The organism is Chitinolyticbacter albus (genome assembly GCF_024437655.1).
Classification (GTDB): Bacteria; Pseudomonadota; Gammaproteobacteria; order Burkholderiales; family Chitinibacteraceae; genus Chitinolyticbacter; species Chitinolyticbacter albus.
In genome coordinates this window covers 29,715-54,738 of record NZ_JANBVF010000030.1, presented here as the reverse complement: position 1 = coordinate 54,738, position 25,024 = coordinate 29,715, and the positions used below count along the sequence as shown (strand labels likewise).

23 protein-coding genes are annotated in these 25,024 nt (G+C 64.4%); 8 read left to right on the top strand and 15 right to left on the bottom strand.

The window, feature by feature from the left end:
* Positions 1–35 precede the first annotated feature (35 nt).
* The 10 genes from NLI84_RS15205 to NLI84_RS15160 all read right to left on the bottom strand — a co-directional run bounded on the left by NLI84_RS15205 (position 36) and on the right by NLI84_RS15160 (position 10,680).
* A complete protein-coding gene (locus NLI84_RS15205) occupies positions 36–2,384 on the bottom strand; it encodes a GspE/PulE family protein (protein ID WP_255991506.1) in 2,349 nt (782 codons plus the stop codon).
* An 8-nt stretch (positions 2,385–2,392) separates the two neighbouring features.
* Complete coding sequence (locus NLI84_RS15200) at positions 2,393–3,163, bottom strand: 3',5'-cyclic-nucleotide phosphodiesterase (protein WP_255991505.1); 771 nt, start codon at positions 3,161–3,163, stop codon at positions 2,393–2,395.
* 79 nt (positions 3,164–3,242) lie between these two features.
* Positions 3,243–3,470, bottom strand: a complete 228-nt coding sequence (locus NLI84_RS15195; RefSeq protein WP_255991504.1) for a hypothetical protein — start codon at positions 3,468–3,470, stop codon at positions 3,243–3,245.
* Positions 3,471–3,785: 315 nt separating this feature from the next.
* Positions 3,786–4,460 (bottom strand): FHA domain-containing protein, encoded by a 675-nt coding sequence (locus NLI84_RS15190; protein WP_255991503.1) that lies wholly within the window; start codon positions 4,458–4,460, stop codon positions 3,786–3,788.
* A 33-nt stretch (positions 4,461–4,493) separates the two neighbouring features.
* A complete protein-coding gene (locus tag NLI84_RS15185) occupies positions 4,494–5,324 on the bottom strand; it encodes a Stp1/IreP family PP2C-type Ser/Thr phosphatase (RefSeq protein ID WP_255991502.1) in 831 nt (276 codons plus the stop codon).
* Positions 5,317–7,839 carry a CHASE2 domain-containing serine/threonine-protein kinase gene (locus NLI84_RS15180; RefSeq protein WP_255991501.1) on the bottom strand — a complete coding sequence of 841 codons (2,523 nt, stop codon included), beginning with the start codon at positions 7,837–7,839 and terminating at the stop codon, positions 5,317–5,319. The genes NLI84_RS15185 and NLI84_RS15180 overlap by 8 nt, the downstream gene beginning before the upstream one ends.
* Before the next feature lie 124 nt (positions 7,840–7,963).
* Positions 7,964–8,674 (bottom strand): monofunctional biosynthetic peptidoglycan transglycosylase, encoded by a 711-nt coding sequence (gene mtgA / locus NLI84_RS15175; protein ID WP_255991498.1) that lies wholly within the window; start codon positions 8,672–8,674, stop codon positions 7,964–7,966.
* 69 nt (positions 8,675–8,743) lie between these two features.
* Entirely contained in the window at positions 8,744–9,652 is a 909-nt protein-coding gene (gene aroE / locus NLI84_RS15170) for a shikimate dehydrogenase (protein ID WP_255991494.1), read from the bottom strand.
* A gap of 118 nt (positions 9,653–9,770) precedes the next feature.
* Positions 9,771–10,211, bottom strand: coding sequence for an NUDIX hydrolase (locus NLI84_RS15165; protein ID WP_255991493.1), 441 nt, complete (start codon positions 10,209–10,211; stop codon positions 9,771–9,773).
* Between the two features lie 16 nt (positions 10,212–10,227).
* Positions 10,228–10,680 carry a rhodanese-like domain-containing protein gene (locus NLI84_RS15160; RefSeq protein ID WP_255991492.1) on the bottom strand — a complete coding sequence of 151 codons (453 nt, stop codon included), beginning with the start codon at positions 10,678–10,680 and terminating at the stop codon, positions 10,228–10,230.
* Positions 10,681–10,962: 282 nt separating this feature from the next.
* On the opposite strand from NLI84_RS15160, the gene glnA reads away from it, so the two are divergent.
* The 8 genes from glnA to ntrC all read left to right on the top strand — a co-directional run bounded on the left by glnA (position 10,963) and on the right by ntrC (position 18,556).
* Positions 10,963–12,372: a glutamate--ammonia ligase gene (gene glnA, locus NLI84_RS15155; protein WP_255991491.1), complete on the top strand. Its 1,410-nt coding sequence runs from the start codon at positions 10,963–10,965 to the stop codon at positions 12,370–12,372.
* A gap of 151 nt (positions 12,373–12,523) precedes the next feature.
* Positions 12,524–12,769: a cupin domain-containing protein gene (locus tag NLI84_RS15150; protein ID WP_255991490.1), complete on the top strand. Its 246-nt coding sequence runs from the start codon at positions 12,524–12,526 to the stop codon at positions 12,767–12,769.
* A 69-nt stretch (positions 12,770–12,838) separates the two neighbouring features.
* Positions 12,839–14,329, top strand: a complete 1,491-nt coding sequence (locus tag NLI84_RS15145) for a GGDEF domain-containing protein (protein ID WP_255991489.1) — start codon at positions 12,839–12,841, stop codon at positions 14,327–14,329.
* An 84-nt stretch (positions 14,330–14,413) separates the two neighbouring features.
* The gene (locus NLI84_RS15140) at positions 14,414–15,037 is read left to right on the top strand and encodes an HAD family hydrolase (protein WP_255991488.1); all 624 of its coding nucleotides are present in this window, start codon (positions 14,414–14,416) and stop codon (positions 15,035–15,037) included.
* A gap of 4 nt (positions 15,038–15,041) precedes the next feature.
* A complete protein-coding gene (locus NLI84_RS15135) occupies positions 15,042–15,326 on the top strand; it encodes an Rdx family protein (RefSeq protein WP_255991487.1) in 285 nt (94 codons plus the stop codon).
* A 26-nt stretch (positions 15,327–15,352) separates the two neighbouring features.
* Positions 15,353–15,850: a DUF4124 domain-containing protein gene (locus NLI84_RS15130; RefSeq protein WP_255991486.1), complete on the top strand. Its 498-nt coding sequence runs from the start codon at positions 15,353–15,355 to the stop codon at positions 15,848–15,850.
* Positions 15,851–16,079: 229 nt separating this feature from the next.
* Positions 16,080–17,153, top strand: a complete 1,074-nt coding sequence (gene glnL, locus NLI84_RS15125; protein WP_255991485.1) for a nitrogen regulation protein NR(II) — start codon at positions 16,080–16,082, stop codon at positions 17,151–17,153.
* Positions 17,150–18,556: a nitrogen regulation protein NR(I) gene (ntrC, locus tag NLI84_RS15120; RefSeq protein ID WP_255991484.1), complete on the top strand. Its 1,407-nt coding sequence runs from the start codon at positions 17,150–17,152 to the stop codon at positions 18,554–18,556. Before glnL ends, ntrC begins: the two co-directional genes overlap by 4 nt.
* Before the next feature lie 65 nt (positions 18,557–18,621).
* Here ntrC and NLI84_RS15115 read toward each other — a convergent pair whose 3' ends face one another.
* From NLI84_RS15115 to NLI84_RS15095, 5 genes are all read right to left on the bottom strand, one after another.
* Positions 18,622–18,930 carry an STAS domain-containing protein gene (locus NLI84_RS15115; RefSeq protein ID WP_255991480.1) on the bottom strand — a complete coding sequence of 103 codons (309 nt, stop codon included), beginning with the start codon at positions 18,928–18,930 and terminating at the stop codon, positions 18,622–18,624.
* A gap of 16 nt (positions 18,931–18,946) precedes the next feature.
* A complete protein-coding gene (locus tag NLI84_RS15110; RefSeq protein WP_255991478.1) occupies positions 18,947–20,629 on the bottom strand; it encodes a response regulator in 1,683 nt (560 codons plus the stop codon).
* Positions 20,630–20,925: 296 nt separating this feature from the next.
* The gene (locus NLI84_RS15105; RefSeq protein ID WP_255991477.1) at positions 20,926–23,043 is read right to left on the bottom strand and encodes a UvrD-helicase domain-containing protein; all 2,118 of its coding nucleotides are present in this window, start codon (positions 23,041–23,043) and stop codon (positions 20,926–20,928) included.
* 91 nt (positions 23,044–23,134) lie between these two features.
* Positions 23,135–23,458 carry an H-NS histone family protein gene (locus tag NLI84_RS15100; RefSeq protein WP_255991476.1) on the bottom strand — a complete coding sequence of 108 codons (324 nt, stop codon included), beginning with the start codon at positions 23,456–23,458 and terminating at the stop codon, positions 23,135–23,137.
* Between the two features lie 232 nt (positions 23,459–23,690).
* On the bottom strand, positions 23,691–25,019 hold the full coding sequence (locus tag NLI84_RS15095) for a TolC family outer membrane protein (protein WP_255991475.1): 1,329 nt from the start codon (positions 25,017–25,019) through the stop codon (positions 23,691–23,693).
* Positions 25,020–25,024: the final 5 nt, after the last annotated feature.

Sequence of the window (25,024 nt, the reverse complement as noted above, 5' to 3'; positions counted from 1 at the left end):
GCAACGGAGGCAAACCCGGGTATCGGGTTATTCCTTTACTTAATGCATACCGCTCTCACTTGATGCAGATCAGTGGTGCCGGCCAGCACTTTCTCGATGCCATCCTGCTTCAGCGTGCGCATGCCCTCTTCCAGCGCCCGCGCCAGGATCTGCGCCACCCGGGCGCGCTCCTGCACCAAGCGCTTGATCTCATCGCTGCCGACCAGGAGTTCGTGCAGACCCACCCGGCCCTTGTAGCCGGTGTGGTTGCACGCCTCGCAGCCTACCGGTTCATACAGCGTGATCTTGCCGTCGTTATCGCCGAAGCGCTTGATCCAGTCCTGGTAGATGGCGTCGAACTGCGCCTTGGGGTTGGCCTGCCAGGCCTGCGTGTGCTGCAGCTCGCTGGCGTATTCGTCGAGCATCAATTTAAGCTCCGCCTGCGTCGCCACATAGGGCTGCTTGCAGCTGCACAACCGCCGTGCCAGCCGCTGCGCGAGGATGCCGAGCAGCGCATCGGCGAAGTTGAACGGGTCCATACCCATGTCCAAGAGGCGGGTCACCGATTCGGGTGCGCTGTTGGTGTGCAGCGTGGCCAGCACCAGGTGGCCGGTGAGGGAGGCCTCGATGCCGATGCCGGTGGTCTCGGCATCGCGCATTTCGCCGACCATGATGATGTCCGGATCAGCGCGCAAAAAGGCGCGCATCACCGTCGCGAAGGTGAGGCCGGCCTTTACGTTCACCTGCACCTGGCGCAGGCCCTTCTGCGTGATCTCGACCGGGTCTTCGGCGGTCCAGATCTTGGTTTCGTTGGTATTGAGATGCTTGAGCACCGAGTGCAGCGTGGTGGTCTTGCCCGAGCCAGTGGGCCCGCAGACGAAAAAGAGGCCGTAGGGCTTGGCGACCACCGACTTCAGCGTACCCAGGTTGCGCTCGGACAAGGCGAGCTTCTCCAGCGGCAGCGGCTCGCCCGCGGCGAGTATCCGCATCACCACGTCCTCGACCCCGCCGGCGGTGGGTATGGTGGCGACGCGCAGCTCGATGTCGAGCCCAGGCAGGTATTTCTTGAACTTGATCTTGCCGTCCTGCGGCTTGCGGCGCTCGGAGATATCGAGGTCGCACATGATCTTGAGCCGGGTGACCATGGGGCTGCGGTACGCCGCTGGCACTTCGCGATAGACGAACAGCGCGCCATCACGCCGGAAGCGGATGCGCAGCTTGTCGTTGCCGGGCGCGGGTTCGATATGGATGTCGGACGCGCCCTGACGGTGTGCGTCGACGATGATCTGGTTCACGAGCTTCACCAGCTCGTTGTCCTGCGCGGCGGTGATGTCCTCGGGGCTCACTGCCTCGACCTCGTCGCCCTCCATGCCCGAGAGCAGCGCGTCGATGTCGCCGCTGCCCACGCTATTTTCCTCGCCGAAGTATTGCGCCAGCGTCTGCCCGAACTCGGCGCGGGTGGTCGCGCGAAACGCCACCTGCCGGCCGGGGAAGACATGGGCGACCACGTGGCTCGCCCGCACCCGTTCCGGGTCGGTGGCGATCACCGTGAGTTGCTTGCCCTCGCTGTCGATCGGCAGCCATTCGTGCTCGGCGGCGTATTCGCGCTTGATCTGCTTCAAGAGGTCGATGGGCTTGGCCCGCTCGGCGCGAAACGGCTCATAGGGCACGCCGAAGAATTGCGACAACGCGGCGCCCAGCGCCGTCGGCTTCACCTGGTAGTTCTGCAGCAGCACCGTTTCCAGGTCGAGCTTGGCGCGCTGCGCCTCGCGCACCGCCACCTGGAAGGCGGCCGGCGTCAGCGCGCCACTGGTGACCAGGCCCTGATACTTGCCGTGCGCACCAAAGGGAAATGGCTGCTGACGCTGACGCAGTGCGACAGCCAACGTTTTGGCGAACAGGCGCACGCCCTCCTCACCCATCGCATCGAACGGCTGCTGGCTGCGGCGGTTGATCAGCTGGATCACGCCGACCAGGGTGCCATCGGCCTCGGCAAGGATGGGCGCGGCCAGCATCTCGCGCGCCTTGAAGCCGGTCTGCTTGTCCACAGCCTGCAGGAACTGCAGCGTGGGGCTATAGGCGGCGAGCTCCTTGGCGTCGTACACGTCGCGGATATTGACGAGGCGCTTGTGGTTGGCCACGTAACCGGCGACGCTGCGATCGTCCACCGGGATACGCAGCTCGCGAAACCCTTCCAGCCCGGTCTTGAGCCGGGAGACAATCTCGTTGCCGTCGTCCCCGGCGATATAGATGGTGATGCGCTCGGCGCCGAACACCTCGCACACCGCAGGCCCCAGCTCCAGCAGGATTTCGTCGAGGTTGGCGGTATCATGCACCCGCGTGGTCAGCGCCTGCAGCTGGCGCATGAAATCGAGGGCATCGGGAGCGATTGCAGCTTGGTTCATCGTGTCTCTCAGAAGGTCAGCACTTGGCCCTGTTCGAGCCGGGCGATGCGGTAGGCGTGGCCGGCGGCGAGCACCTGCTGCATGGTGAGCTGGTGGTCGGCCGGTTTGAGGTGGGTGATCAAGAGCTCGACCTTAGCGGGTCTGTCGAGCTGGGCCAGCGCGTCGATCAGGAGGCGCGGCGAGAAATGGCGCGACAGTTTGGCCAGGCTCTCCTCGCGATCGGCGAAGGCCGTTTCGATGATCAGCGTCTTCAGGTTGTCGATGGCGTTGATGGCCTGCCACAGCTCGGCGCAATCGGCGGTATCGCCGGAAAACACCACGCTCGCCGCGCCCGAATCGATGGCGTAGGCGACGGCGGGCACCGTGTGCAGGGCCGGCAAGGCGGTGATGGTGCCACCCGGCACCATCCGCTGCTCGCCCACTTCCATCGGCTCGAAGCGCAACATCGGATTTTCCAGCGTCGGGATCTGGGTGAAATCCGGCCAGACCAGCCAGTTGAAGACATGCTGCTTGAGGATGCCTATCGTGGCCTGTGTCGCGTGCACGGTGATCGGCGTCTTGCGGCGGCCGAGCACGGTATCGATCAGCATGGGCAGACAGGCGATATGGTCCAGGTGGGCATGGGTGAGGAACACCTCGTCGATGCGCACCAATTCATCGAAGCCAAGATCGCCAACGCCCGTGCCCGCATCGAGCAGCACGCTGTCGCCCAGCAGCATGGCCGTGGTGCGGTTGTCGCCACCGATGCCGCCGCTGCAGCCCAGGATACGCAATTGCATCAGCGACTCCCCACGCCCCACCGCCACGCGCGACGATGCCAGCCCCGTTTGATCCACGTATTACCCACCGCGTGTCCTCTCATTGCCACGTTGTATGTACCGGCACCGCCGCACTTTCCGCCAGCATAGGCGCATATTTATTGTCGCAGATATGAGCGCCATCCCAGTCTGCAAGCGGTGGCTGCAGGCGCCACTGCCGTATGCGCTCGAGAAACAGCGCGTAGAGCGCGCAATCGGGCTCGTCGTGCTGCAACTGGTTCAGCTCCGCGACGGCCTGGATATCGAGCGGCGCGTCCTGGAACACCATCGCGCAATCGACGATGTATTGGCCAGGGTGCCGAGGTAAGAGCTGCCAATCACGGCCGTGATCCCGGTGAGGAATTCGTTCATGAACGCGACGGCTGGCCAAGCGCGGCTCGCACCACCGCAAGCGACAGCGATGGATAGCAATGCTCACCCAAGCGCGCGAACAGCGGCACCTGCCGCGTCAGGCCGTCCGGGTCGGCGACAGGAACGAGTGCCCGCCAGATAGCGCGCCAGCGCGAATTGCAACGCCAGGACCACGCCCAGGACCACGGCGCCCATCAGCCATTGCGGGCCGTGCGCAAGGCGGCGCGTGGACTCAGTCGCGCTCGAAGTAGACCATCTGCACGCCCATCAGCTCGATCGCATCCTCTTCCTTGAGCTGGCGGGCCGAGGTTCCGATCTCGACGCCGTTGACCTTGGGGTGCTGCTTGCCCTCGACATGGATCAGGAAATAACCGGTGGGCCGCTTGCTGATCACAGCCACCTGCACGCCGGCCTTGCCCAGCGTAGTGGCGGGCTTGTTGAGCAGCAACTCGCGCCCTGCGTTGGCGCCCGTCAGCACCTTGACGACGCCAACCGGGCCTGCGGCGTTTGCCACCGGCGCCTGCGCCACCGGCGCCGCGGGCTTGGCTGCGGGCTGCACCGATGCCGCCTGGGCCGAGCGCATGACCAGGGTCTTGTCGAAGTCGCCGCCGACAGGCGCCCCATCCTGCCAGTACTTCAGCGTGTACTTGCCCACGGTCAGCTCGTCGCCATTGGCGAGCAGCTGGCGCTGTACCGGCTTGCCGTTGATCAGGGTGCCGTTGGTGCTGCCCAGATCCTCTATGAACACATCGCGGCCGATGCGATCGAATACCGCATGCTCGCCGGAGACGGCGATATTCTCGATCTGAATGTCATTGCTCGGCCGCCGCCCGACGCTGGTGCGATCGCGCGTAAGGCGGAATTCCTTGATCACCGTGCCATCGAGGCACAAAAGCACTTTTGCCATGGTTCTCTCTCCGGGCCGTGGCGGCCCTTGTCTTCATCGGGTGCCGCGCAGCAGCGACGACACCTTGTTCCAGATCGCTCCCTTGGCAGGGAACGGTTTTTCCACTTCGACCAGCAGTACCGACACATTGTCGCGTCCACCCGCGTCATTGGCCGCCAATACCAGCTGCTGTGCCGCCAGCGGCAGGTTGTTGCGCATGGTCAGCAATATGCTGGCGATGACATCGTCGTCGATCATGTCGGTCAGGCCGTCCGAGCACAGCAGGTAAAGATCGCCCACCTCGGCCACATGCTCGGTCAACTCGACCTCGGCCAGCGGGTCGATGCCGACCGCGCGGGTGACGAGGTTGCGATGATGCGAGTGCCGCGCCTCTTCCTGCGTGATCAGCCCGCTGTCGATCTGTTCTTGCAAAAAGGAATGATCGCGCGTCAGCTGGGTCAGCACGTCGTCGCGCAGGCAGTAGAGCCGGGAATCACCCACGTGGGCGACCAGCACGCGGTTGTCGTAGAACAGCGCGGCGACCAGCGTGGTCCCCATGCCGGAGCATTGCGGCTGGCTCAGCGCCGTGCCATAGATGGCGGAATTGGCCTGCTGGATCGCATCCTCCAGCACGACATGGCCATAGGGCACGCCCTCGACCAGCTGGTGCGCCGGGTGCGACTGCAAGGCGCCGCGCACCACGTGCAGCGTCATCTCGATCGCCATGCCGCTCGCCACTTCACCGGCCAGATACCCGCCCATGCCATCGGCGAGCACGGCAAAGCCCAGCGCCGGATCGAAGCCGATCGCGTCCTCGTTGTGCTCGCGCACCATGCCCGGATCGGTCGCGCCCTCGATCCGCAGTAAGCGGCTCAGATCAGCCATGCTGTAGCGCCCTTTGCTTGAGCCCGGCGTCCAGCTTTGCGCAGGCGGCGGCGAAATGCGCGCCACTCTGGAACCGGTCTTCGGCCTTTTTCTGCAAGGCCTTCATGATGATGGCGGCCAGCATCCCGGGCAGCCGCGGGTTGAGCGTGCGTGGATCGGCCGGGCTCTCGTTGGCGATACGGAACATCAGCTCGGCCATCGATTCGCCGGTGAACGGCAAGTGGCCGGTGCTGAGCTGGTACAGCATCACGCCCAGCGCAAAGAGGTCCGAACGCCCGTCGATCTTCTTGCCCGACAACTGCTCGGGCGACATATACGACGGCGTGCCGAGCACCATGCCCGTCCTGGTCTTGGAGGAGTCGGTGATGCGCGCGATGCCGAAGTCGGTGACCTTCACCGTCTTGCTCTCGGGCTCGTACATGATGTTGGCCGGCTTGATATCGCGGTGGATCACGCCATTCTTGTGCGCATAGTCGAGCGCTTCGGCCACCTGCCGCACGATGGCGACGGCGTCGATCAGCGGCAATAGCTGGTTCGGCCGCGTCTGCGCGGTCAGATCCTGCCCCTTGAGGAATTCCATCGCGATAAAAGCGAGGTCGTGCTCCTCGCCCGCATCGAAGATGGACACGATATTGGGGTGGCTCAGCCGGCCCGCCGTTTCGGCCTCGCGGAAAAAGCGCTCGCGCGCCTCGCCCAGCATGTCGGGCTCGAACTCCTGCGACAGCGCCATGGTCTTGATCGCCACCACGCGGCCGATCTTGGGATCGCGCCCCATGTAGACCACGCCCATCGCGCCCTTGCCGAGCTCCTTCTCCACCTGGTAGCGGCCGAGCATGGGCTTTTCCACGTCGCCGCCGGCCAGCAGCAGGGTACCGCCGACGTTGTTGCCGCCACCGAGGATGACAGTCTCCGACATCTGCTTGGCGCGCTTGAGCTTTTCCGGCAGGTCACGGTACTTGGTGTCGTGCCTGGCCATGTAGCGGTAGACGTTTTCCGCCTTGTTGAACTGGCGCTTGCGCTCGAAATCGAGCGCCAGGTTGTAGAGCAGCTCCATCACGTCGTCACCGAGCGGCACGCGGCGGAACTTGTCGAAAGCCATGTCGAGCTGGCCCTGGCCCTGGAATGCGAGGCCCAGCATGCGGTTCGATTCGGCCGATTCGGCCGCGCTCTTCTGGCCCTGCTCCTCGGTGACGAGGAAGCGCTTGGTCGTCAGCACCGCATGTCCCAGCAACAATAACAGCGCCGGCGCCATCAGCGGCACCCACAGCATGGCCTGCGTCATCAGCGCGAAATGCGCAACGACAAGACCGGCGAGCAGCGCCAGCGTCAACGCCGCAGCCATGCCGGCGCGCAGACGGGGCAACAGCAGCGTCAGGTAAAACGCGATCAGCGCGATCAGGCCCAGCGTCGCCCACGGGGCCCACGACGGCAGCACGAAGTAATGCTGCTGCAGCAACGACGAGAGCGTATTGGCCGCCAGCAGCACCGGCGGCGTCGCGGCCATACCCGGTGTGACATAGCTCGCGCCAACGCCCAGTGCAGTCGCACCGATCAACACCACCTTGCCGTGATATTTCGAAGCCGGAATCTTGCCGGCGTACACGTCGTAGAAAGAATCGACCGCGAATGCTGGCGCGCCCTCCCGGCTGTAGAAGTAGGGCAGGAAGGTGGCATCCGCCGCGATCGGCAGCGTGACATTGCCCAGCGTGATACGGCGGCCCAACTCGAACCCGATACGGTCGACATCTAGGTTAAGGGTCTTGGCCGCGACCACCAGCGGATAGGTCGGAAACAGCGCGCCAAAATAGGTCACCGCCAATGGCACCCGGCGCACCACGCCATCCTTGTCCGGCAGCAGCGATTCGCTGGCCACCGCCGCGGCGGCAGCGCCCAGTTGCGGAATCGGCACCACGGCGGTATTCACCGGCAGCGGCAAGCCGTTGGCAGGATCGCCACCGGGCTCGAGCTCGGTGCGCGCAATGAAATCGGGCAGCGGCTGGTCGGGTTCGCCCTGCCCTTCGCCGAAAGCGAACAGCATCGGCAACACCACGTTACCGGATTGCCGGATGCTGGCGGCGAGTTGGCTGTCGACGTCGAGCGCCGTCAGCGCCTCATCGATCTGGGCGCCGAAGTGGGACGGATAGGCCTGCGGATTCTGACGAAAACGGCGCTGGAACTGCTGCAGGTAGGGCAGGCCACGATCTGTTTGCGGCTCGGTGAAGAATACGGTGGAGGCGATCACCTTGGCGCCGCCATCGGACAGCTGCCGGATCACCTTGGCATGCACCTCGCGCGACCAGGGCCAGCGGCCGATGTTATCCAGGCTCTGCTGGTCGATGGTGATCACGGCCACGCGGGGATCGGGCTCACGCTCGGTCAGGCGCACGCCCATGTCATAGGCGCGGTTCTCGATGCCGCTCACCAGCGGCGTCAGCAACCACAGCGGCAGGAAGACGGCCGTGACGGCGAGCGCCACCACCCAGTCCCGCCGCCATAGTCCGCCCCTCGTCCCCATGCCCATTCCCTTGTTTTTGCCCATCCTACTATTGTTAGGCGCGCCAACGCGCGTTTGAAACGGGGAAAAGGGATCAACTGAGACTAAAAGCACACAGCCGGTCGAAACCGGCTGCGCTTACGGCTTATGGAATGTCGGCATAGCCCATGCGCCGCTGAATGATGGCGGTCTTGCGCGCCAGGCGCCGGTCGCCACGATGGGCATCGTAGTAGCGCGGATTGGGCACCATCGCCGCGAGCCTGGCCGCCTGGTTGCGCCCCAGGCTCGCCGCTCGCGCACCGTAATAGTGACGCGCCGCGGCCTCGGCGCCGAACACGCCGTCGCCCCATTCGATTACATTGAGATAGATCTCGAAAATGCGGCGCTTGTCGAGCACCGCTTCCAGCATCACGGTGATGAGGGCTTCTTCCAGTTTGCGCCACGGCGTGCGCCGGCCGGAAAGAAACAGGTTCTTCGCCAGTTGCTGGCTGATGGTCGAGCCACCAGCGACGATGCGGCCCTTCTTGACGTTCTTTTCCCACGCCACCTGCATGCCTTCCCAGTCGAAGCCGTCGTGCAGCAGGAATTTGGCGTCCTCACTGGCGACGATGGCGCGCTTGAGGTTGTTCGAGATCTTGTCGTAGGGCACCCACTGGTGACGCAGCTCGGCCTGTGGATCCTCGTCACGCAACCGGTCGAGCTGGTACTCCATGAAGGCGGTCTCAGACGGATTGACCCAGCGCCACAGCACCACGTGGCCCAGTATCCACAGGTTCCAGACGACGAACAGCAGCAGCAGCGCAAGCAACGCCCGCCTGAACCACCAACCGAAAGTCCTGCCCGTCTTTTCCGCCATCGCCTTCGCTACCTCGTTGAATTGGCGGCGATTATGTTGGAGCGTGGCACGGCGCGGGGTGACGTTGCGTTACAGCGCCGCGCGCAGACTGGCGAGCACCGGCGCGACGTCGGGTCGATGCCCCGTCCACAGCGTGAACGCCTCGGCGGCCTGACCGACGAGCATGCCAAGGCCATCGACACGCGTTGCAACGCCAGCCGCGCGCGCCTGCGCAAGGAAGGTCGTCTCGTCCTTGCCATACATCATGTCGTAGGCCACGGCATCGGCCGCGAACGCGTCAGGCGCCATGGGTATCGCCTCGCCGCCCAGGCTGGCGGAGGTCGCGTTGATCACCACGTCGAATTGCACGCCGCGCTTGCCCAGCGCACGCACCGGTGAGGCACCGCCCGTCACTTCCAGCGGCACGCCACCGATCAGGAAATCAAAGGTCGCCACACCGTGCACCGGCAACAGCTCGGCAGGCAGCCCCGTTGCGGCCAGCCAGGGCTGGACCACGTCCTCGCTCAGCGCCCGGGCGCGGGCAACGGTACGGTTGGCGATCAAGAGCAAGGCCGGTTGCTCTGCCAGTAGCGGCAACAGCGCGCCGCGCGCCGCGCCGCCCGCACCGAGCAGCAGCAGCCGCTTACCCTGAAGCGGGACATGGCGCAGCAGATCGGCCACGAGGCCGGCGCCGTCGGTATTGTCGCCAAACAGGCTGCCGTCGGCCTGCACCATCAGCGTATTTACCGCCCCCGCCGCGCGAGCGCGGGCGCTGAGCACCTCGGCCAGGCGAAACGCTTCTTCCTTGAACGGCACCGTCACATTGCAGCCGGCACCGCCGGCCGCGACGAACTCACGCACCGCCGTGCCAAAGCCATCGAGCGGCGCCAGCAGCTTGTCGTATTGAAAACCGGGCAGACCGAACTCTGCGGCGAACGCCGCGTGGATCTGCGGTGATTTGGAATGGGCAATCGGGTTGCCAAAAACGGCGTAGCGCATGTCGGCGGCCAAACAAAGTGAAGGCCAAAAGTCTACACCCAACTCCGCCTTGCCCATCCAGGGGTTGAGCGCGCACCGGCGGCGCTCGCACTCCGGAAGATCAGGCTATGCACTCCTCCTAAGGCTGCACCGACCTCAGTAAGCGCAACAGCCCGTCCGGATAAAGCGCCAGCCCCTCGCAGAACTCGTCAAGGCGGCGCCACGATGCCTGGAACGGCGCACCGTCACTTTCCACACCGGCTATCACGTCCACCCGATACAAGGCGTCATCGACCAACTCGCCGTCGTAGACGAGCACGATCTCGTGACCCGGCTCGCCCAGATAAGTGAAGATGTTTTCCAAGGCGCCCAGGAAGCGCAGATTGCAGACCTGCGCATCGATTTCTTCGCGCAATTCCCTCAATACGGCTTGCGCGCCGGTTTCGCCAAATTCGATCCCGCCGCCAAGCGGGCGGCAAAAGCGCTCGTTCTTGACGGGATCCAGCGCCTCGTTCACGAGTATCCTTCCCTCGTTCATGAACACGCAGATCGCCAGCGCCCGGATACGACTCGATGACATGCCACTCATTGCGCAATCACCCCTGTACCCAGGGCAGGTCGGCAGCCTTCCAGCCGTTGACCGTATTGCGGTGCTGGGCACCATCCTTGTCGCCCTCGAAGCCTTCGAGGATGTTGTAGGCTTCGGCGTAGCCATGGCTGGCAGCAAGAATGGCTGCATCGTGGCTGCGTGCGCCGGAGCGGCACAGGAACAGCACCACGCTCTGCCGATCGATCCGGGTCTGCAGCTGGCCGAGGAAATCGGGATTGAGCGCCATGTCGGGGAAACGTTTCCACTCGATCAACTCTGCCCCAGGCACCACGCCGACGAATTGCCATTCAGCAGCAGTACGCACATCAACGATGCGTGCATTGGGCAGCGCCTGCGTCAACGCGTGCGCTTCGGCCGGCGTCACCGCGCCGGAATAGGGCAAACCAAGCTGGGCGGCGCGCTCGCGCGCTCGCAGCAGGATATCGTTGACCGCCGTCATGATGATTCTCCGTTCCGTTGTGCGTACCAAGCGCCGAGGCGGCCATTTTAACCCGCCCCGCAGGCAGCACAATCCGCACCAAAATAGCGCACCAGCCCGGTGCACTGCACCAATACGGATCAACGCCGAAGCAGCGCGGCAGGCCGCACCGTTTGTGGCACAATGATCCGTCCCTAAATTCCGGGCTGGCACGGTTCATGCTTACTTAGTCGCCATCCCGCGTCAGACAGGCGCACCGGACAAGCACTCACATTACATCATCGTCAAGCTAAGGAGCTTAAGATGGCGGCAGCCGACGTTCTCAAGTTGATCAAGGACAACGACATCCGTTTCGTTGACCTGCGTTTCACCGACACCATAGGCAAGGAACAGCACGTGACCGTGCCGTCGCACGTGGTGGACGAAGACTGGTTCGAACACGGCCACGCCTTCGATGGCTCCTCGATCACCGGCTGGAAGGGCATCCAGGCTTCCGACATGCTGCTGATGCCGGACGCCAGCACCGCCAAGATTGACCCGTTCTATGACGAACCTACCGTGTTCATCACCTGCGATGTGATCGAGCCCGCCACCGGTAAGGGTTACGATCGCGATCCGCGTTCGCTCGCCCGCCGCGCCGAAGCCTACCTGAAGGCCACCGGTATCGGTGACACCGCCTACTTCGGTCCGGAACCCGAATTCTTCATCTTCGACAACATCCGCTGGGGTGCAGACCTGTCGGGTTCGTTCGTGAAGATCGGTTCGGAAGAAGGCGCCTGGGCGACCAGCGAGAAGTTCGAAGGCGGCAACCTCGGCCACCGTCCGCGCCTGAAGGGCGGCTACTTCCCGGTTCCGCCGGTCGACAGCCACCAAGACATCCGCGCCACCATGGTGCTGGTGCTGGAAGAGCTGGGCGTGCCGGTCGAAGTGTTCCACCACGAAGTGGCGAACGCCGGCCAGAACGAAATCGGCACCAAGTTCAGCACGCTGACCCAGCGCGCCGACTGGACCCAGATCCTGAAGTACGTGGTCCACAACGTGGCCAACCAGTACGGCAAGACCGCCACCTTCATGCCCAAGCCCATCGTTGGCGACAACGGTTCGGGCATGCACGTGCACCAGTCGATCTGGAAGGATGGCAAGAACCTGTTCGCTGGCAACGGCTACGCCGGCCTCTCGGACACCGCCCTCTACTACATCGGCGGCATCATCAAGCACGCCAAGGCACTGAACGCCATCACCAACCCGGGCACCAACTCGTACAAGCGTCTGGTTCCGCACTACGAAGCACCGGTGAAGCTGGCGTACTCGGCCAAGAACCGTTCAGCTTCGATCCGTATCCCGCACGTGGCATCGGACAAGGGCCGTCGTATCGAGGCGCGTTTCCCGGATCCGCTGGCCAACCCGTACCTATGCTTCGCCGCGCTGTTGATGGCCGGCCTTGACGGTATCCAAAACAAGATCCACCCGGGCGATCCGGCCGACAAGAACCTGTACGACCTGCCGCCGGAAGAAGACAAGCTGATCCCGACCGTGTGCGCCTCGCTCGACGAAGCGCTGGACGCACTCGACAAGGATCGCGAGTTCCTGACCCGTGGCGGCGTGTTCACCGACGAGTGGATCGATGCCTACCTCGAACTCAAGCAGAACGACGTGAACCGCATCCGCATGTGGACTCACCCGGTCGAGTTCGACATGTACTATTCGCTGTAATCCATCCGGCCTGCCTCGCAGGCCATGCTGGACCAGCCGACCCGCACAGGCCATGCTCGTGCGGGTTTTTTCATGTCCCAAGGAGAACGCGTTGGAGCCCCACCTGCTGGCCGAACTCGCCGCCGGACTATAAGCCGGCGAGCATCTGGCGTTGAGCCGGTTCGATGACGCCAGCGTCGAGCTACGCGCGGTTGGCTCCTTCGTTGCCCCCTGGCATCGCCATGCAGGCGACGAACTCCTGCTGTTGCTGACTGGCGATTACGCCATCGAAACCGAAGTCGGTATCCAGCCGCTGGCGCCCGGCAACCTGCTGGTGGTTCCCGGTGGAATGCGCCATCGCGGCCGCAGCGAGCACGGCGCACGGCTGCTTGCGCTCTTGAACCGGGGCGACGCTTGACCCGGCCTGCCTCACGGTAGCGGTTTCATTCGCTACACTGGCTGCACGACCGCCCTTCCAGGAGCCGCCATGCACCCGTTCCTGCTCGGCCAGCTTCGTTGGCGCCCAGCGCTCTGGCTGGGCCTTGCGTTGTTTGCCAGTGCCGCATGCAGCCTCTTGCTGGGTCGCATCCATCCCGAACTACCTCCGCTGTACTGGCTGCCCGCCGGCCTGGGTGTCGCCGCCTTTCTGATCTTCGGCCGCTGGGGAGGCTGGTTTCCGTTGGCTGGCGCCTTGCTCGGCGGCTGGCAGTATTTCGATCTGTCCCCGGACAGTTACGGTTTTCCACTGGCGCTACTGCTTATCGCCCTCATCGCCACGCTGCAGGCCTGGCTCGGCGCCCGTGCCTGGCGCACGCGCGAGACGGCCGAACGTCGACCCTTTCTGCAACGCTCGCTAGAGCTGGGCTACTTCTGGCTGCGCGTCTGCCTGCTGCCGCCGCTACTTTGCTTGCCGCTGCTATTCGGGCTGCTGACCATATTGCAGATGCTGGAACCAAGCCTAGCCAGCCCGCCGGTGGTGTATCTGCCGCATTATCTGCTCGGCAATACGCTGGGCACGCTGCTGATCATCCCCTGCCTCGTCGCCTGGCGCGACCGGACCGCCTGGACCTGGCGCTGGCCGCCGCGGCACAAGTGGTGGTCGGCGCTGGCCATCCCCGCGGTATTGCTGGTGGTGTTGACGCTGTATGGCAACGCGCTGGTGCTGCTGCTGCCGGTATTGCTCGCCGTAACGGTGCACTACTACTGGCCTGGTGCCATGATCGCCATGCTGGCTGTCGCCATCTCGCTGACGCACGCCACGGCGCTGGGGCTGGGCCCGTTCGCACAACATGAAGTGGGCATGCGTTATGTAGACCTGCAGCTCTTTCTGTTTTCGGTCGGCATCATGCTGCAGTACCTTGCACTGGGGCAGGAACAACTGCTGCGGGCGCAGCGCGATTTGCAGCACACGGTAAGCGAGCGCACGCGGGAGCTGCGCCGCGCGAATGCCCGTCTCGCCGAGATGGCCACGACCGATGAGCTCACCGGCTTGAACAACCGGCGCGAGTGGCAACGCCGCAGCGCGGAAACGATGATGATGGTGCGCCGCAGCGGCAAGCCGCTGAGCTTGCTGATGCTCGATCTCGATCACTTCAAGGCGATCAACGACAACCACGGACATCTGATTGGCGACCTGGTGCTGCGTGCGGTGAGCCAGGTATGCCTTGCCACGCTGCGCACCACCGACAACCTGGGGCGCTGGGGCGGCGAGGAATTCGTCATCATGCTGCCCGATACCCCCATCGTCGAGGCGGCGCGCGTCGCCGAAAAATTGCTCGCGGGAGTCGCCGCGGTGCGGGTCATGAACGGCGATCACGTGGGCATAGGCGTGACGATCAGCATCGGCGTCACCACGTTGCGCCCGGCCGATAGCGATCTGGATGACCTGATCAAGCGCGCCGACGATGCGCTCTACGCCGCCAAACACGCCGGTCGCAATCGCGTGGTGATCGATGCGGAACCGCCGGATACGAACTGAAGAACAAGGGTTGGCAGGCCGCCGCCAAGGTAGCACCGCCACACTGCGCTAGAATCGCCACTTTCCCAATCCGGCATCGCCGCCATGACCATACGCGCCGTTGTATTCGATTTCGGCGGAGTCCTGTTCGACTGGAACCCCGAATACCTCTACCGCCAGCTGATCCCGGACGACGCCGAGCGCCGCCATTTCCTCAGCCACATCTGTAACGGCGCCTGGAATCTCCAGCAAGATGGCGGCCGCAGCTTTGCCGAGGGCGAAGCAGCGCTGATCGCCGAGCATCCGCAATACGCCGAATTGATCCGCGCCTGGCGGCTACGCTGGCCGGAGACGCTGAAGGGCTTGCTGCCCGCGGGCGTGGCACTGATGGAAAAACTGGAAGCCGCCGGGGTGCCGCTCTACGGCCTGACCAACTGGTCGGCGGAAACCTGGCCCTACGCCTGGGAGGGCTATCCCTTGCTGCGGCGATTTCGCGACATCGTCGTTTCCGGCCACGAGAAGATGGTCAAGCCGGACCCGGCCATCTATGCCTTGATGCAATCCCGCATCGCCCGCGACCTGCCCGATATCACGCCGGCGGAACTGGTGTTCATCGATGATAGTCAGATCAACGCCGATGGTGCGTGCCGCGTCGGCTGGCAAGGCATCCATCATGTCGATGCTCGCCATACCGAGGCGCAACTGCGCGCACTGGGACTGGAATTCTGAAACGATGAAACCGCGTATCACCATCACCTATTGCACCCAGTGCCAGTGGCTGCTGCGCGCGGGCTGGCTGGCGCAGGAGCTGCTGTCGACCTTCGCCGACGAGCTGGGCGAAGTGGCATTGCGCCCCGGCACCGGAGGCATCTTCAACGTCGAGTGCGACGGCGTGCTGGTGTGGGAGCGCAAACGCGACGACGGTTTTCCCCAGGCTGCCGAGCTCAAGCAACGCATCCGAGATCTGATCTCGCCCGACAGGTCGCTGGGCCACAGCGACCGCCGGAAATCCGAATAAGCCGCCGCTGTGGTAAGGTTTTCGCCATGAACTCGCGCTTCACTCCCACCCTGCTCGCCCTGGCTGTCTGCATCACGGCCCCGATTGCCCTCGCCGATATCTACAAATATGTCGACGAGGACGGCCGGGTCACGTTCTCCAATGTCCCGCAGAAGGGCGCTCAACGCATCTACGTCGATTCGATCTCGGTGATACCGGGGCCCAAGCCTCGCGCCAAGGCCGGCACGGGCGGCGCAAGCCGTGCCAATGCGCCCTCACCCGGCAATTTCCCCAAGGTCGACAGCGCCACCCAGAAGGCGCGCGACACCAATCGCAACGCCATCCTGCAAGAAGAGCTCGCCGCCGAGCAGCGCGCGCTCGCCGATGCCCGCCAGGCGCTGAACGACGCCGAAGCGACGAAGACCGCCGAGGAAAAACAAAATCCGCAAAAGTACGTGCAACGCCTCTCGCGCCTGCGCGAGGCCGCGGTGATGCACGAGAAGAATGTAGACGCATTGACTGCGGAACTCGGTCGCCAGAAGTAAGCCGCGCCGCGCCACTTCCGCAGGGCCCCAGCACCACGGTGCGGACCTAAGCCCGAATCAGGGCGCGTCCGTCCTCACGCTCGATACCCCGCGCACCAAGACCACTCACTTATTGCACTACAATGGTGCAAACCCCAGGGCCCGTGGCGGCACGCACCGCGTCGACGCTACCGCGGTGGCTGGCCCGCAAATTGCTTGGCAAGCGCCAAGCGTTCTCCATGGCCCTGTCATGCCTCACACTGCCTTCAGTGGTCTCGATTTTCTCGACGCTGCCATCCTCGCGATCACCGGCGATGGCCGTCTGACTTACCACAATCCCGCCGCAGCCGATTTGCTGGGGCTGCGCGACGAACAATACGGGCTGCCGCTCGAAGCGTGCCTCGGCAGCGACAGCGCCATCGTCCAGGCGGTGCGGCACGCCTGCCGCGTGAACCAGAGCATTACCGAGCATGAAATCCTGTTGCCGACGCCGCAAGGCGAAGCCTATGTCTCGTTGACCGCGAGCCCGGTGGAATCGGCCGAGGCGGTGGCGCTGATCGAGATCCGCCAGATCGACCAGCAGCGCCGCATCGCCAACGAGGAGCGGCTGCAGGCGCAGCAGCAGGCCAACCGTGAGCTGATCCGCAACCTGGCGCACGAGATCAAGAACCCGCTCGGCGGCATCCGTGGCGCGGCGCAACTGTTGTCGCGCGAGCTAGAAAGCCCGCAGCTCAAGGAATACACGCAGGTCATCATCGAGGAGTCGCAGCGGCTGCAGAGCCTGCTCGATCGCCTGCTCACGCCGCACCGCTTGCCGCAGCTGTCCGAGATCAACGTGCACGAGGTGCTGGAGCGCGTGCGCAGCCTGGTGCTGGCCGAAACGCCCAATGGCCTCGCGGTGAAGCGCGACTACGACACCAGCGTGCCCAGCCTGATCGGCGATCGCGAGCAGCTGATCCAGGCCGTGCTCAATATCGTGCGCAATGCAGTGCAGGCGATGGCGGGCGTAGGCGAGATCTTCCTGCGCACCCGCATCGCCCGGCAGGTGACGCTGAACCGCAAGCGCTTCCCGCTCGCCATCGTGGTGCAGATCGTCGACAACGGCCCTGGCATTCCCGACGCGCTGAAGGACACGCTGTTCTACCCGCTGGTGTCCGGGCGCCCTGGCGGTACCGGCATCGGCCTGCACCTGGCACACACCTTCATCACCCAGCACCACGGCACCGTCGATTTCGACAGCCGCCCCGGTTACACCTGCTTCACCCTGCACCTGCCGCTCAACGGCTGGCCCGTCGCCCAAGGACAAGGAAAAGACCACGCATGAGTACCGTCTGGATCATCGATGACGACCGTTCCATCCGCTGGGTGTTCGAAAAGGCGCTGACCCGCGAAGGCATCGCCCACCTGACCTTTGCCTCCGCCACCGAGGCGCTGGCGCGGATGGAGCGCGATGTGCCCGAGGCCGTGGTCTGCGACATCCGCATGCCCGGCGAATCGGGGCTCACCTTCCTCGAGATCGTCAAGCGCAGCCATCCGGGCATGCCGGTCATCATCATGACCGCGCACTCGGATCTGGAAAGCGCCGTGTCGGCGTTCCAGGGCGGAGCCTTCGAATACCTGCCCAAGCCGTTCGATGTCGACGCCGCCATCGCGCTGATCCAGCGCGCACTGGCCGAGGGCGAGCGCCAGAGTGGCCACGAGGAGGCGCCTGTCTCCACACCCGACATCCTCGGCCAGGCGCCGGCGATGCAGGATGTGTTCCGCGCCATAGGCCGGCTCAGCCAGTCCGCCGCCACGGTGCTGATCACCGGCGAATCGGGGTCCGGCAAGGAACTGGTCGCCCGCGCGCTGCACCGCCACAGCCCGCGCTCGGCCAAGCCGTTCATTGCGATCAACACCGCCGCCATCCCCAAGGAGCTGCTGGAATCCGAGCTGTTCGGCCACGAGCGCGGCTCGTTCACAGGGGCCGAGGCGCGGCGCCAGGGCCGCTTCGAGCAGGCGGAGAGCGGCACGCTGTTTCTCGATGAAATCGGCGACATGCCAGCCGATCTGCAAACCCGGCTGCTGCGCGTACTATCGGATGGCTACTATTACCGCGTCGGCGGCCATGCGCCGATCAAGGCCAATGTGCGGGTGATCGCTGCCACCCACCAGAACCTGGAAGAGCGGGTCAAGGCCGGCGTCTTCCGCGAGGATCTATTTCACCGCTTGAACGTGATCCGGCTACGGCTGCCGTCCTTGCGCGAGCGCCGCCAGGATATCCCGCTGCTGGCCAAGCATTTCCTCTCACGCTCGGCCGCCGAACTCGGCGTCGAAACCAAGCGGCTCTCGGAAGAGGCCATGGCACGGCTGACTGCGTTTTCCTTCCCCGGCAACGTGCGCCAGCTGGAAAACCTGTGCCACTGGATCACGGTGATGGCGCCAGGCGCCGTGGTCGAAGCCGACGATCTGCCGCCCGAAGTGGGCGAGCAGGCCATCAGCCTCAATGGCCACTGCACGCCGTCGGGCGACTGGAAGTTGATGCTGGCCGAAGACCTGGGCGCACGCCTCGCGCGTGGCGAAAGCCGGGTGCTCGACGAGATCATGCCGGCGTTCGAGCGCACGGTGATCGAGCGCGCGCTGGCACACACCGGCGGCAAGCGCATCGAAGCGGCCGAATTGCTGGGCTGGGGCCGCAACACGCTGACACGCAAGATCCAGGAGCTGGACATGGATGGCGAGGTGTAGCGCGGGCCCGCCACTGGACAAAACGCCCGGCTGGCTGCCGGGCGGTTTTGTTGGAACGGGCGGTGTCAGTCCACGAAGTCGATATCGAAGAGCTTGCCGAAGTTGGCAATCTCCAGCACCGAGCGCACCGTTCCCTTGACGTTGATCAGCCGCACCTGGCGACCGGTGGCGCGCTCGTTCAAGAGCAGCAACATGCCGAGCGCAGCCGAATCCAGATAGCCCACGTCGGCAAAATCGACCTCGATCTGCTTGACCGCGCTGTGGTCCAGCGCCGGGGTCGTCGCCTCCTTGAAGGTGCGATGCGCCTCGAAAGTGAAGTTGCCATCGAGCCGGATATGGGCCAGGGGTGGGGCGAGCGTGAGCAGGGCTTGCATGGGTTCTCCGTGACGTTCAGGCGGTGGTTGCCACCAGTGTAGCGGGTGTATCGACGCCGTAGCGGCGTAGCGTGCGGCGGTAGGCATCCAGTAATTGCCGCGCCTTGCCATTGCCCGGGTCGAGCTTGCGTGCGCGGACCAGATAAGTGTGCGCCAGCGCCATGTACTGCGCGTGCCAGCCGTCGCGATTGACCAGCGCCAGAATGGCATTCACTGCGTTGAGCAGCACCTGCACATTGCCCGACAGCGATTCGAGCGCGGTGACGAAGCGTTCGGCGGCTCCGGCCAGATCGCCCGACTGCGCGGCGCGGACCGCTTCGTTGTTGAGCTCGAGGATATCGGCCGTTGCCGCCCGGACCAGCGCCGTGCCGGTTTCCGGTTCGCCGATGGCGCGATACAGCCCTTCAACACTGGCGATCAGCTCCATATCGTCGTGGCTGCTGCGCAATGCCGCGCGGGCATAGCCCTCGCCCACTTCGCGCATGCGCCGCGCGTAGCAGGCGTGGGCCACCTCCAAGAGCACCGATGCGGGTGCATCGTCGATGGCGTCGAGCTCGGCACACGCCTCTTCCAGCATCTGCCGCGCCTTGTCGCGTTCTGCGCGGCTATCGCCGCCCAGCTCTTCGGTGACGGCGGCAGCGATCAGCTGTTGCACCACGCCGGCGGCGGCATCGCCGCGAAAATCGTGCTTCAGCCGCGCGGCGGTGCGGCGCGCCGCGCCCGGATCACCGCGTTCGAGCTGCACCCGCGCCAGTTCGCCATAGAGCGCCGGATCGCGCCAGAACGAGGTGCGGGCCAGTTCGATCGCCTGGTTGATCCCGGTCTCGGCCGTTGCCAGATCGCCGTTGCGATGCGCCAGCCGGCCCAGCGCACGCTGGCGCTGCGCCACCAGCGGCGACTTGGCCGCCGCTTCGGCCAGCACCGCCTGCGCACCTGCGGCATCGCCCTGAGCCACCAGCGTTCGCGCCAGCCAATCGTAGGCCTCGATCACCAGTTCGTGCTCGACACGCACGCGCTCGAAGCATTGCTGCGCCTCGCCATACTGGTGCAGCGCGAACTGCGCTCGGCCCAGGCCCAGCAAGGCCCAAACGACTTCGTGTTCGGCCAGCAGCTCGCGATAGAGATCGCGGGCACTGGCATGCTCGCCGATCTGGGCCAGCAGGCGCCCCTTCATCCGGCGAAACCCTGCCACCTCGGTCAGATCGTCGCCGGTGAGCGCCGTATCACATGCGGCCAGCGCAGCGAGGTAATCGCCTGCACGCACCGCCTCGTCGATCACGCGAAAGTGCCCCTTGCGCCGCATCGCCCGCTCGATACGGGCGATCAGTTCACCACCGGAAAAGGGTTTGAGCAGGTAGTCATCCGGAGCGAGCTCGGCGGCGCTCATCACCTGCGCCACGCGGCGCTCGCCGGTGACGACCATGAAGATGGTCGAGGGCTTGAGCAGCTGGTGACGCTGGCAGGTCTCGAACAGGTGGATGCCGTCAAAGCCCTGGCCGAGGTCGAACTCGCACAGCACGATGTCGTAGCCGGACTGGTTGAGCCGCGCTACCGCATCGGCCGAGCGCGCGGCAAAGTCGATCTCGACGATGCCGAGCTCGTTCAGGCCGCGCCCGAGCGCCGCTCGCATTTCGCTTGCGCGATCGATCACCAGCGCGCGTCCGCCGGCAAGCGTAGGGGGGCGGCGTATTTCGGCCATGGGCATCCTGGTATGAGTGGGGACGCGGGTCATCCCTCTTGGAGTCGCCAAAACCCCGTCTGGCTAGGTGGTGCTCACTGGCCGTACGCCTACTACTGCCTGCAACCGAAGGGCGTCCGGTTTACCGCCTTTCAGGGCGCCCGGAGGAAGTCCGGGTCATCGCCTTTCAGGGCGTTTCGCGCTTCTTGCCAGAACCCCTGCTCCGGGTTTGTGAGCGGCTCTTACTTACATCATTAACTTACAGTGTAGGTTTTGCCCAGTACCGGGCGTCGCTTGGGTGCGAAGTGTGGCGTCCATCACGTTATCGGCTGCAACTTGGCATACGCGACCGCCAGCCATTTGGCGCCGTGGTCACGAAAATTCACCTGCACATTGCCGGTGGTGCCGCCTTCGTGGTCGATCACCACGCCCACGCCGAACTTGGGATGCTGCACCGTCATGCCGATGACGAGGCCATGCCCCGGGTCGGCCGCCTTGTTCACGCGCGCGGGGCTGACACCCTGTGGCGCATAGCCCCGGTTGAGGAAGTGCAGCAATTCCTGCGGGATCTCATCGAGAAAACGACTGGCGAGCGGGTAGCGGGTCTGGCCGTGCAACATGCGGCTTTGCGCCAGCGAGACATAGAGCCGGCGCCGCGCGCGCGTGATCGCCACGTACATCAAGCGACGCTCTTCCTCCAGCCCCTTGGGATCGGCCGCGCTGTTGTCGTGCGGGAACAGCCCCTCCTCGAGCCCCGTGAGAAAGACGGCGAAGAACTCCAGCCCCTTGGCTGCATGCACCGTCATCAGCTGCACCGCCGATTCGCCCGGCCGCGCCTCGTGCTCGCCCCCTTCCAGACTGGCATTGGCGAGGAACGCGACCAGATCGTTCTCGTCCTCGGTGACGAAATTGGCCGCGGCATTGACAAGCTCACCCAGGTTGGCCAGGCGCTCCTCGCCCTCCTTGTCGTTGCGGTAGTGCTCGGCAAGGCCGGAGAGCTCGAGCACGTTGGCCACCAGGTCCGGCAGCACCTGGCCCTGGGTCTGCTGGCGCATGTTCTCGATCAATTGCACGAAGCGCCCGACTGCCGCCGCGCTGCGCCCGCTCCCGCCCGCGCACGCGGCCTGCCAAAGGCTGGCTCCGGTGATGCGCGCGGTTTCCTGGATGGTCTCGACCGTGCGGTTGCCGATGCCGCGCGTAGGGAAGTTGATCACGCGCAGCAAGGCGTTGTCGTCATCGCTGGCGGCGACGAGTCGCAGGTAGGCGAGCGCATGCTTGATTTCCTGGCGCTCGTAAAAACGCAGCCCGCCATAGACGCGATACGGCAGGTTGGCCTCGACCAGCGCATGCTCGATCACGCGCGACTGCGCATTCGAGCGGTACAGGATGGCGACTTCACCAAGCTCGACGCCATCGCGATGCAATTGGGTGATTTCATCGACGATGAAATGCGCTTCCTCGTAATCGCTTGCCGCCTCGTAGACGCGGATCGGCTCGCCCGCCGCCTCCGCCGTCCACAATTCCTTGCCCAAGCGCTCACGGTTACGTGAAATCACCGCGTTGGCAGCGTCAAGGATATTGCCATGAGAGCGGTAATTCTGTTCCAGCTTGATCACGTGGCGCACCGCGAAATCGCGCTGGAAATCGACCATATTGCCAACATTGGCCCCGCGGAAGGCGTAGATCGATTGATCATCATCGCCCACCGCGAACAAGGCCGCATGCTCACCCGTCAACAACTTGAGCCAGGCATATTGCAAGCGATTGGTATCCTGGAATTCGTCTACCAGTACATGCTTGAAACGGCTGCGGTAATGTTCACGCAAGGCATCATTGCGCGCCAGTAATTCATAGCTCGCAAGCAGCAATTCGGCAAAATCGACCACCCCCTCCCGCCGGCATTGCGCCTCGTATTCGGCATAAATATGCCGTAAGGTCCGTGAGTAATCGTCCCAGCTCTCCACTTCCTGCGCGCGCCGGCCATTTTCCTTGTGGCCGTTGATGTACTGCTGCACCGTGCGCGGCGGGTAGCGCTCCTCATCCGCATCCAGCGTCTTCATCGCCCGTTTCACCGCGGCGAGCTGGTCCTGGCTGTCGAGAATGACGAAGGTCGCCGGCAGGCCGCAATCGCGATAGTGCAGCCGCAGCATGCGGTTGCACAGCCCGTGGAACGTGCCGATCCACAGCCCGCGCGGATTGAGCGGCATCATCGCGGTGATGCGGGCCAGCATCTCCTTGGCCGCCTTGTTGGTGAAGGTGACGGCAAGCAACCCGGCCGGACTGACCTGGCCAGTGCTGAGCAACCAGGCGATACGCGTCGTCAGCACACGGGTCTTGCCGCTGCCCGCGCCTGCCAGGATCAGCGCGTGCTCGGCCGGCAGCGTCACGGCAGCGGCCTGTTCGGGATTGAGGTAAGCGGTAAGCGGGTGGGTCATCGGGACGGGGTAGGATGCATTGAATAGAACGATTGTACAAAAACAAAGGGCAGCCGTCTGGCTGCCCCGAGTGCGATGCGCGCAGTACTGATTAGATGCGCAGATCGTCCACCGACTTGCCTGCAGCGATCCAGTCCAGCGCCCACTGCGGCTTGCGGCCACGGCCCGACCAGGTCTGGCTCGGATCAGCCGGGTTGCGGAATTGGGCCTTACCGGCGACGGCGGCCTTCTTGGCGCCCTTCTTGCCACCTTCGAGACCCAGCACTTCGTTCAACGAGAAACCCTTGGCAGCGGCCAGGTTCTGCAATTCAACGATCAGGTTCTGCTTGTCGGTCACCTTGCGCTTTTCGATTTCACGCGCGAGGTCTTTTTCCAGTTGAAACAGTTGCGGCAGCGACAGTGCGGACAAGTCCATCGGGTTTCTCCAATTAACAGTTGATCTATGTAGGTATTGGCACTTCAGTGGGGGCATTATGCACAGCGTGCTATTCAAATACAAGTTTTCTGCAATTCTCATTAATGCCTGCTGATATCCCATCGTTATCCGCCAATTGAAAACCCCGGCATGAAGCCGGGGTTGCGGGAGGATGAGGCCTTCGATCTATGGGCGGCGCAAAGGTTCAATGCCTATTCGGGCGATAGCCCGGCTATTGCAACCAGACATTGACGTCGACGACATCGCTTTCATCGAGTTCGCCGACCGAATTGGCAAGCTGCAGCCGCGCATACAGATACTGATAGCGCGCGACGACGAGGTCGTAGCGTACTTGATAGTAATTCTGCTCGGCATCGAGCACGTCGATGGTGGTACGTACGCCCACTTCGCGGCCGAGTTTGGTCGATTCCAGCGACGACAGGCTCGATTTCTCCGCCTGCTCCAGCGCGGTGATCTGCGCCGCGCCGCTTTGCACGCCAAGGAATGCCTGCTTGGCCTGCTGCACGCTGTCGCGCTTGGCCGATTCTAGCGTGTAGCTTTCCCGGTCGCGCAGCGCGATGGCTTCGCGCAACCGTGAGCTGCGATCACCCCCGGTGTAGAGCGGAATCGACAACTGCAGACCGATCACGCCATTGGTACTGCGATCGGTGCCGCCGGAACGCGAAATTTTGTCGCTATCCCAGTTGGCGCCATAGCTGCCGACAAGATCGAGCGTCGGCGCGGTCGCGACGCGGTAACGGTCGATTTCGCGGCGGGCAATATCGAGGCCCAGCTCCTGTGCCAGGACCGCGTAGTTGCTGCTCTGCGCGCGAGCCGTCCAGTCCGACATCACCGCCGGGGCCGGGGGAGTCGGGCGTTTGCCATCGGTGATCTTGGCCAGCTGCGCCGGATCGAGCCCGGTAAGCAGCTCGAAGGCGTTGCGCTTGATATCGAGATCGTTGCGCGCGGCGATCTCGCCGGCGGTGATTGAGTCGTAACGTGCCTGGGCCTCGTTGGTGTCGGTGATGGTGGCCACGCCCACCTCGAACGACTTCTTGGCTTGCGCCAGTTGCTGGCTCACCGCTTCCTTCTGCGACACGGCGAGCTTGACCTTTTCCTCGGCCGCCAGCACTTCGAAATAGGCCAGCGCCACGCGCAGGATCAGCTGCTGCTCGGCGTTGCGATATTCCACCTCGGCCAGCTGCGCCTGCTTGGACAACTGATCGGCCCCGACGAACACATCGGCGCGATAGATCGGTTGCTGCAGGGTAAGCGATGCGCCGTACTGATGGCCACTGGCCTCGGTCGAAGGCGTCAGCACCGTTTCATTGCCCGGATCGTACTCCTGGCGCACGGCATTGGCGTTGCCCTGCACATTGACCTTGGGTAGCCACAGCGCGCGGCCCTGGGCGTCCTTCTCCCGACCGGCTTCCAGCGCCGATCGGGCGGCCTGGTAGCTGGAATCATATTGCTGCGCCGCCCGCCACGACCCGAGCAGGTCGGCCGACTGCGCCAGCGGGGCCAGCAACAGCACACTGGCCGCGATCGACTTCAATTTCATTGCAT

Coding starts and splice junctions, on each gene's coding strand:
- glnL (WP_255991485.1), top strand. CDS start 16,080: ATGCCTCACACTGCCTTCAGTGGTCTCGATTTTCTCGACGCTGCCATC.
- NLI84_RS15205 (WP_255991506.1), bottom strand. CDS start 2,384: ATGAACCAAGCTGCAATCGCTCCCGATGCCCTCGATTTCATGCGCCAG.
- NLI84_RS15195 (WP_255991504.1), bottom strand. CDS start 3,470: ATGGTGTTCCAGGACGCGCCGCTCGATATCCAGGCCGTCGCGGAGCTG.
- NLI84_RS15095 (WP_255991475.1), bottom strand. CDS start 25,019: ATGAAATTGAAGTCGATCGCGGCCAGTGTGCTGTTGCTGGCCCCGCTG.
- NLI84_RS15100 (WP_255991476.1), bottom strand. CDS start 23,458: ATGGACTTGTCCGCACTGTCGCTGCCGCAACTGTTTCAACTGGAAAAA.
- NLI84_RS15200 (WP_255991505.1), bottom strand. CDS start 3,163: ATGCAATTGCGTATCCTGGGCTGCAGCGGCGGCATCGGTGGCGACAAC.
- NLI84_RS15165 (WP_255991493.1), bottom strand. CDS start 10,211: ATGTCATCGAGTCGTATCCGGGCGCTGGCGATCTGCGTGTTCATGAAC.
- NLI84_RS15135 (WP_255991487.1), top strand. CDS start 15,042: ATGAAACCGCGTATCACCATCACCTATTGCACCCAGTGCCAGTGGCTG.
- aroE (WP_255991494.1), bottom strand. CDS start 9,652: ATGCGCTACGCCGTTTTTGGCAACCCGATTGCCCATTCCAAATCACCG.
- NLI84_RS15105 (WP_255991477.1), bottom strand. CDS start 23,043: ATGACCCACCCGCTTACCGCTTACCTCAATCCCGAACAGGCCGCTGCC.
- NLI84_RS15140 (WP_255991488.1), top strand. CDS start 14,414: ATGACCATACGCGCCGTTGTATTCGATTTCGGCGGAGTCCTGTTCGAC.
- NLI84_RS15180 (WP_255991501.1), bottom strand. CDS start 7,839: ATGGGGACGAGGGGCGGACTATGGCGGCGGGACTGGGTGGTGGCGCTC.
- NLI84_RS15145 (WP_255991489.1), top strand. CDS start 12,839: ATGCACCCGTTCCTGCTCGGCCAGCTTCGTTGGCGCCCAGCGCTCTGG.
- ntrC (WP_255991484.1), top strand. CDS start 17,150: ATGAGTACCGTCTGGATCATCGATGACGACCGTTCCATCCGCTGGGTG.
- glnA (WP_255991491.1), top strand. CDS start 10,963: ATGGCGGCAGCCGACGTTCTCAAGTTGATCAAGGACAACGACATCCGT.
- NLI84_RS15160 (WP_255991492.1), bottom strand. CDS start 10,680: ATGACGGCGGTCAACGATATCCTGCTGCGAGCGCGCGAGCGCGCCGCC.
- NLI84_RS15185 (WP_255991502.1), bottom strand. CDS start 5,324: ATGGCTGATCTGAGCCGCTTACTGCGGATCGAGGGCGCGACCGATCCG.
- NLI84_RS15115 (WP_255991480.1), bottom strand. CDS start 18,930: ATGCAAGCCCTGCTCACGCTCGCCCCACCCCTGGCCCATATCCGGCTC.
- NLI84_RS15130 (WP_255991486.1), top strand. CDS start 15,353: ATGAACTCGCGCTTCACTCCCACCCTGCTCGCCCTGGCTGTCTGCATC.
- NLI84_RS15110 (WP_255991478.1), bottom strand. CDS start 20,629: ATGGCCGAAATACGCCGCCCCCCTACGCTTGCCGGCGGACGCGCGCTG.
- NLI84_RS15190 (WP_255991503.1), bottom strand. CDS start 4,460: ATGGCAAAAGTGCTTTTGTGCCTCGATGGCACGGTGATCAAGGAATTC.
- mtgA (WP_255991498.1), bottom strand. CDS start 8,674: ATGGCGGAAAAGACGGGCAGGACTTTCGGTTGGTGGTTCAGGCGGGCG.